The following is a 4,922-nucleotide window of genomic DNA, read 5'->3' as shown; positions in this document are numbered from 1 at the left end:
AAGCTGCACGACCTCCAAGCGGGAGCGTGAATTGCATAAGCGCTGGCTTCAAAGCGCGTCAGCGAGGGATCCCGTCAACACGCTAAATCCTCCACACCAACTAGGCGCGGACGAGTTTTCGGAAGGCTTGGTTGAGTTGTTGCGTGATCGGGCCGACTTTTCCATCGCCGATCGGGCGGCCGTCTAGCATCACCGCGGGAATGACTTCGGCCGCACTGCCGGTCAGGAAACATTCGTCGGCCACATAGATGTCGTGGCGGGTCATCGGCGTTTCACTGGTTTCGATGCCGGCTAGGCGGGCCAGTTCCAGCACGGCGTTACGGGTCACGCCTTCCAAGATCCCGGCGTCGATCGGCGGGGTGCTGAGCCGCCCATTTTTGACAATGAACAGATTGTCGCCGGTGCATTCGGCCACTTCGCCTTTGTGGTTCAACATCAAAGCTTCGATGCAGCCGGCTTTCAGGCCTTCCATCTTGGCCATGATGTTATTCAGGTAGTTCAGCGATTTGATTCGCGGGCTGAGTGCGGCGGGGTGATTTCGAATCGTTGATGCGGTGACCAGTTCCAGTCCGTTGTCGTAGTAGGTTTGTGGATACAACGTGATCGTGTCCGCAATGATGATGATTTGCGGCTCGTTGCATTTAAACGGGTCCAAACCCAGTGGTCCTGAACCACGGGTGACAATCAAGCGGATGTAGCCGTCGTCCAATCCGTTTTTGGCAACGGTTTCGTTGACGTCGGTGGCCAGTTGCTGCATCGAAATCGGCAGTTTCAATGCGATGGCGCGTGCGGATTCGTCCAGTCGTTCTAAATGCTGTTCCAGACGAAACACTTTGCCGCCGTAGGACCGCATTCCTTCGAACACCCCGTCACCATACAACAGCCCGTGATCATAGACGCTGATCTTGGCGTCTTCGGGGGCGAAAAACTGACCGTTAATATAAATTTGTCGCGACATTTGGTTCAGCAATGGAGGGTGCGAATCGAAACGGGGCGGAATCGAAAACGGGGTCAACTAGTATTCCACGTCAGCTTATTCCTCGGGTGAGCCGTAGTGGATCTTGTGAAAGATCCCAAGCAGAAGGATCTTTCACAAGATCCACTACCCGAATAACCAAGGTGCGGGGGAACGCTAGCCCAGTTGCGCTTTGGTGACGGCGGCAACGACCGAGGCGTCAAAATAGTTGATTGACATTCCGGCGTCGACAACCAGCGATTGCGCCGTGATGCCGCTACTGCGAGGTGACAACAAAAACACAGCGGTCTGCGCGACTTCGTCGGTGTTGACGGCTTCGCCGCGAGGGATCACCTGTTCGGCGTACAGGTACGAATCGACATAACCGGGAATGCCCGCCGAAGCGCTCGTCTTTAACAATCCGGCGGCGACGGCATTGAAGCGAACGCGACTGAAGCGGCTGAAGGATTTTGTCAGAAACGCCAGCGAAGATTCCAGGGCGGCTTTGATCGGTGCCATGAACCCGTAGCTTTCGCTGGCCATTCGCGTCGTGCTGATCCCGATCGTGACGACCGAGGCATCCCTCTGGAAGCGATCTTTCAGCGCGTTGCACAAGCTGATCAATGAATACGCGGAGATGTCGATCGCCTGCAGAAACTGTTTCCGAGTGGTTTCGTGAAACGGACGGATGCCTTCGGGATAGTCGGCAAATGCGATCGAGTGCACCAAACCATCGAGCATCACACCGTCGGCGGCCAAGGCATCGGCTAACGCATCGATTTCCGATTGTTGCTCGACGTCACAGATGCGAACGTCCTTGTCTCGCAACAGTTTGGCGGTGCTCTCGCGACGGCTTTCACTACGCACGCTGTAAATCACTCTGCCGCCGGCGAGTTCGATCGTTTTGGCGATGGCGTAAGCGACGCTCTTTTTGTTCGCGACGCCGAGCACCAGGAACGTTTTGCCGGACAGTTGCAAAAAATCGAACTGGGCCGATTGATTCGCTTCAGACGGGGCGGGACCGTTCACGACGTCGTCTCCGGTTTGCTGGGTTCCGTTTCGCTCGGTTGGGCGGGCGTCACGCTACAGGCGAAATCCAGTCGCATCGCCAGTTTGCCATCGAGCAGCATTTTTCCGGTCAGGTAGAACGCGTTGCTGACCTGTTCGTTGAGCGTCACGTGGATTTCCACGGTGTCGCCGGGGCGGACCATGCGTTTGAATTTGACGGCATCCATTCGCGTCGCCACCGGCAGGCTGCCCGAGTCGGCTTCCATTTGCTGTTGCAGCAGAACCGCGCCGGCCTGCAGACAGCATTCACATTGGATCACACCGGGAACGATGGGTTGTCCGGGAAAATGTCCTTGGACAAAAAATTCGCTGGCCGAAAACGTCTTTTTGCAAACGATCGAGGCGTCGTCGCGACTGACGATCTCGTCCAACAAACGCATCGGTGGACGGTGCGGAATCGCTTTTTCAATTTCTGCAGTGCTCATGGCGGTAATTGAAGTGTTGTGAAGGCAAGCGCCAAGCCAGGGTGACCCCTGTTGCGGCATTGAAATTTTCGAAGCCAGCGTTTTTGCGATTCACTCGCCGTCCCCGCGGGAGAGTGAAGAGATCGAAGTCGCGATTCGCCAATCCATTTGAGTTGAAACGGTCGTGTAGCGGTGGCTTCAAAACTGACGCGCCGGGTTACCAAAAAACAATGCCCCACGCGAAGCCGCAGCTTCAAACGTTGAAATTGGTCCCGATCGAAACTTTTTCGCTCTCGCGGTCTCTTTGTGAGCAGCCAATTTGCCCCCTACCCTTTCCCGACTGGCCGGAGACCATCATCATGGCTAGATCACTGTGTCCTCAAAAATCACTGTGTTCTCCAATGCAGTGCGGCCCTCAAACACGGTGCGCCGACCCGATGAGTCTGAAAACCTTGAGCACCCCCGAAAATCGTTCCATTTACAACGTGCCCAATGCGCTGACAGGCATTCGGTTTGCGATGGCGATCGCGGTGATGGCTCTGATCCCGTTGGGGTATTTCTTCACCGCAACACTGGTTTTTCTGGTGGCGGCGTCGACCGATTGGATGGACGGCTATTGGGCTCGGAAATATGGCCAAGTCACTAAGTTTGGCCGGATCTTTGATCCCTTCGTCGACAAGATCATTATCTGTGGGTCGTTCATCGCGTTGGTCGGTGTCAGCAACGGCATGTCGGTTTCTCCGGTGCAAAGCTGGATGGCGACGCTGGTGGTCGGCCGAGAATTGTTGGTGACCAGTTTGCGGGGGATGATCGAAGGCAGCGGCAAAGATTTCTCGGCCAGCTGGCTGGGCAAGTGGAAAATGGTGCTGCAGTGCGCCGCGGTGGTCTCGTCACTGATTTATCTGCAAAGCCCTGTGCCGGCGAACTGGTTGGTGGTCACAACCCAGGTCTTGGTCTGGGCATCGATCGCGCTGACCGTCTATTCCGGATACGACTACACCGTCGCGGCGGCGAAACTGATGCAGGATCACCCCGACGATCCGGAATGAGCCCGGGATGCCTTCAGAAACTTATTTTGCAATCGCTTTCTACGCCATTCTGGTGGTCGTCTTTTCGACCATCGCTACCGGATGTGTGTTTTGGGCACGCTGGCTGTGGGGGCTGTCCAAGCGAAATCTGTGCGGCGATGTCTCTGGCGAATTGATCACCCGGCACGCCAATCAAACCTCCACCTGGCGTCAGGCCGACTACTTCTCGCTGTTCTTGATGATGTTCGGCGTGATGTTTTTGACCGTCGCGATCTTGGGCGGTGGTGAACCACGCCAGCCCCAGGCGGATCCAACGACTGGGGCGGAAACGGAAACGTCTGGGGACCGTTTGACTGAAACTGTAGCAGCGCCAGATGATGACCAGCCTGCCAAGCCCAAGCCGCCGTTGGGGACGCAGGTGAGGAACCAATTCGTGGCGACCTTGGCTGCGCTGTTGGTGGCCTTGGCCTATCTGCAGTTCAATCTCAATGGCGGGATTCGTCAGGCCGGATTGATACCGACCGGTTGGGACCTGCGCTGTGGCCTGATCGCCACGATCTGGATTTTGACGCCCGTGTTGTTGATCAATCTGGTGGTTTCCAACCTGGTCAAATACGAACACGCCGTGACCAATTTTTTGGCTCAACAAAACAGCTTGGGCACGTTCTCGTTTCTGATGCTCTCCGCGGCGGTGCTGACGCCCATCGTCGAAGAGATTCAGTTTCGCTTGCTGTTGCAGGGCGGATTGCAGCGAATCGCCGAACATCCCCTGGAACCTTCGACCGTGTCCAACTGGCACCCGTCAGTGGCCTGGCCGATCTACGTGACCAGTCTGGTGTTTGCCGCGCTGCATTCTGGGCAAGGTGCCGCGCCGATCCCGTTGTTCTTTCTGTCGATCGGATTGGGATTTTTGTATCAGCGGACAGGCCGAATCGCCCCGGCGATCATCGTCCACAGTTTGCTAAACGGCGCGACGTTGTGCATGGAATTCGCACGCGTCAACGCCGGAATCGGTCCCTAGACCAATCCAGGGGTTTCACCCCTGGCTATCGAATGACATCGCTCCGCGATTGAGAGCGTCCGATCGTCTCCGCGATTGAGAGGCGGCGGGGAACATGCGTGATTGAGTCGCGGAGCGACGGGAGTCGATAGCCTGGTGGCGTCAGCCCCAGGCGTTGATCGCCATAGAATATCAACGAGCCCCGGAGGGGGGTAGGGAATGTCGTCGCTCCGCGACTGCGCGGTTTGTTGTCGACCAATCCAGGGGTTTCACCCCTGGCTAACCAATGACATCGCTCCGCGATTGAGACCGCCCGATCGTCTCGGCGATTGAGAGGCGGTGGGGAACATGCGTGAATGAGTCGCGGAGCGACGGGAGTCGATAGCCTGGTGGCGTCAGCCCCAGGCGTTGATCGCCAAAGAACATCAACGAGCCCCGGAGGGGCGGTAGAGAATGTCGTCGCTCCG

6 protein-coding genes are annotated in these 4,922 nt (G+C 56.9%); 2 read left to right on the top strand and 4 right to left on the bottom strand.

What is annotated here, in order from left to right:
• Positions 1–100 precede the first annotated feature (100 nt).
• From ilvE to NHH03_RS27445, 3 genes are all read right to left on the bottom strand, one after another.
• Positions 101–958, bottom strand: a complete 858-nt coding sequence (ilvE, locus tag NHH03_RS27455) for a branched-chain-amino-acid transaminase (RefSeq protein ID WP_253161561.1) — start codon at positions 956–958, stop codon at positions 101–103.
• A gap of 174 nt (positions 959–1,132) precedes the next feature.
• Complete coding sequence (locus NHH03_RS27450; protein ID WP_253161560.1) at positions 1,133–1,984, bottom strand: SDR family oxidoreductase; 852 nt, start codon at positions 1,982–1,984, stop codon at positions 1,133–1,135.
• Positions 1,981–2,448 carry a 3-hydroxyacyl-ACP dehydratase FabZ family protein gene (locus NHH03_RS27445; RefSeq protein ID WP_253161559.1) on the bottom strand — a complete coding sequence of 156 codons (468 nt, stop codon included), beginning with the start codon at positions 2,446–2,448 and terminating at the stop codon, positions 1,981–1,983. Before NHH03_RS27445 ends, NHH03_RS27450 begins: the two co-directional genes overlap by 4 nt.
• Positions 2,449–2,879: 431 nt before the next feature.
• On the opposite strand from NHH03_RS27445, the gene pgsA reads away from it, so the two are divergent.
• Both pgsA and NHH03_RS27435 read left to right on the top strand, forming a co-directional pair.
• The gene (pgsA, locus tag NHH03_RS27440) at positions 2,880–3,476 is read left to right on the top strand and encodes a CDP-diacylglycerol--glycerol-3-phosphate 3-phosphatidyltransferase (protein WP_253161558.1); all 597 of its coding nucleotides are present in this window, start codon (positions 2,880–2,882) and stop codon (positions 3,474–3,476) included.
• Positions 3,477–3,483: 7 nt separating this feature from the next.
• Complete coding sequence (locus NHH03_RS27435) at positions 3,484–4,476, top strand: CPBP family intramembrane glutamic endopeptidase (RefSeq protein WP_253161557.1); 993 nt, start codon at positions 3,484–3,486, stop codon at positions 4,474–4,476.
• Positions 4,477–4,734: 258 nt separating this feature from the next.
• Here NHH03_RS27435 and NHH03_RS27430 read toward each other — a convergent pair.
• The coding region (locus tag NHH03_RS27430) for a hypothetical protein (protein ID WP_253161556.1) at positions 4,735–4,922 on the bottom strand (188 nt) is incomplete at its 5' end.

It is taken from the genome of Stieleria tagensis, from assembly GCF_024129865.1.
GTDB classification, from domain to species: Bacteria; Planctomycetota; Planctomycetia; order Pirellulales; family Pirellulaceae; genus Stieleria; species Stieleria tagensis.
This window is presented reverse-complemented; position numbering and strand designations above follow the sequence as displayed.

Excerpts from the sequence above, each read along its gene's own strand:
- ilvE (WP_253161561.1), bottom strand. The coding sequence starts at position 958 with ATGTCGCGACAAATTTATATTAACGGTCAGTTTTTCGCCCCCGAAGAC.
- NHH03_RS27445 (WP_253161559.1), bottom strand. The coding sequence starts at position 2,448 with ATGAGCACTGCAGAAATTGAAAAAGCGATTCCGCACCGTCCACCGATG.
- NHH03_RS27435 (WP_253161557.1), top strand. The coding sequence starts at position 3,484 with ATGCCTTCAGAAACTTATTTTGCAATCGCTTTCTACGCCATTCTGGTG.